We start from the raw sequence: 1,380 nt of genomic DNA, 5'->3' as shown, positions 1-1,380 counted from the left end.
GGGAACCTCCTGCGGGACAAAAAGCCCATGCTGGCCCGTTGCTAGGTAGCATCGGATTAACCGGCGGCAAGGAGGTGGCGAAATGTTTGAGCGATTTACGGATCGAGCTCGGCGTGTTCTTGTCCTAGCCCAGGAAGAGGCACGGATGCTCAACCACGATCACTTCGGTACGGAGCACCTCCTGGTTGGTCTCATCCGCGAAGGCGGTGGCGTTGCCGCGCAGGCCCTTGAATCCTCGAAAATCCACCTCGACGACGTCCGAGAACAGGTGCTGGCGACCGTTGGGGTTGGGGAGGGACAGCTGACCCCCAACGGAAGTACCCCATTCACTTCCCATGCCAAGTCGGTGCTGGAGTCCTCACTTAGCGAAGCGCTGATGCTCGGACACAACTACATCGACAGCGAGCACATCCTGTTGGGCCTGATCCGAGAGGGCGAAGGCGTAGCTGTGCAAGTGTTGGTGCAAATTGGGGCCGAACCCAATATGGTCCGCCAACAGATCATTCGGATACTCGCTGGCTACCAGGGCGACGGCGCCGGCGACGACAGCTGACCGAAGGCGGAACCTAGAACGGACTGGGTACAGCGCTATTGGTCGTTACTGACGATCTCAAGAGCGTGGGCGTAGTTTTGCACGAGGCTTGGGTGGGCGTGAATGAGGCGCCGTTGTGCGACTTCAACGGCCTCAACAGCATCGGATCTGCTGACGCGAACGATGAGGGATCCACCAATCCGGGTTTCCCAGTGTGCGCCGGAAATGGTGTGGGTCAACATATCTCCATAGAACATGCCAATTGCAGGAACAAGCGCGACTAACTCATCCACGTCAACGGCACTGTCGATCAGGGCGTCGATTGCCGCCAGGCCGTCGATGCTGCGCGGCAGCTCGAGGCCTCGTGCCAGAAAATAATGGAGCAGTTCGTCATAGCCACCAATGTTGGTTATGGGAAGCGCCGGGTCAGCCAGGCGAAATGGCTTGTACTCGCCGTAATACCGGGAGGGTCCCGGCGGCAGGCCTTGCAACGATTCGGCAGGTTCGACTGGCTCGCTCATGCCAAGAGCCTAGCCCTGTCACGAGCGCGTGGGTTGCCCAGATTATCGCGTCCGATGACGGAACCTTGACTGGTTACCTGGGCTGCTCGCTTTCCGCACCGCCAACCACTAGATTGGGGTGCGAAGTAACAACCGGCCCTCCAGCATGACCCTGTTGATTATTCAGGCGTTCATGTCCGACAGTTGGTTGGACCCCCGGACTTGGCTGCGGCAGATGGGGGTTGCTTGTTTTAACGGACACGTCGGCACTGCTGACGTGCAGGACCGTTGAGATATCTTCCAACGGCGCGAATCAATACTTGGCACCAACCGCAACCTATCTTTGAA

At 58.6% G+C, this 1,380-nt stretch carries 1 protein-coding gene and 1 pseudogene; one reads left to right on the top strand and one right to left on the bottom strand.

Annotation, left to right across the window (positions count from 1 at the left end):
• Positions 1 to 82 precede the first annotated feature (82 nt).
• A pseudogene (locus MMF96_RS19360) lies at positions 83 to 541 on the top strand (Clp protease N-terminal domain-containing protein); the annotation flags it as partial.
• Between the two features lie 47 nt (positions 542 to 588).
• Here the strand turns inward: MMF96_RS19360 and MMF96_RS19355 are convergent.
• On the bottom strand, positions 589 to 1,053 hold the full coding sequence (locus MMF96_RS19355) for a DUF6278 family protein (RefSeq protein WP_256884471.1): 465 nt from the start codon (positions 1,051 to 1,053) through the stop codon (positions 589 to 591).
• Positions 1,054 to 1,380: the final 327 nt, after the last annotated feature.

The sequence above is a fragment of the Arthrobacter sp. STN4 genome, assembly GCF_024539665.1.
In the GTDB taxonomy this organism is placed as follows: Bacteria; Actinomycetota; Actinomycetes; order Actinomycetales; family Micrococcaceae; genus Specibacter.
This window is presented reverse-complemented; position numbering and strand designations above follow the sequence as displayed.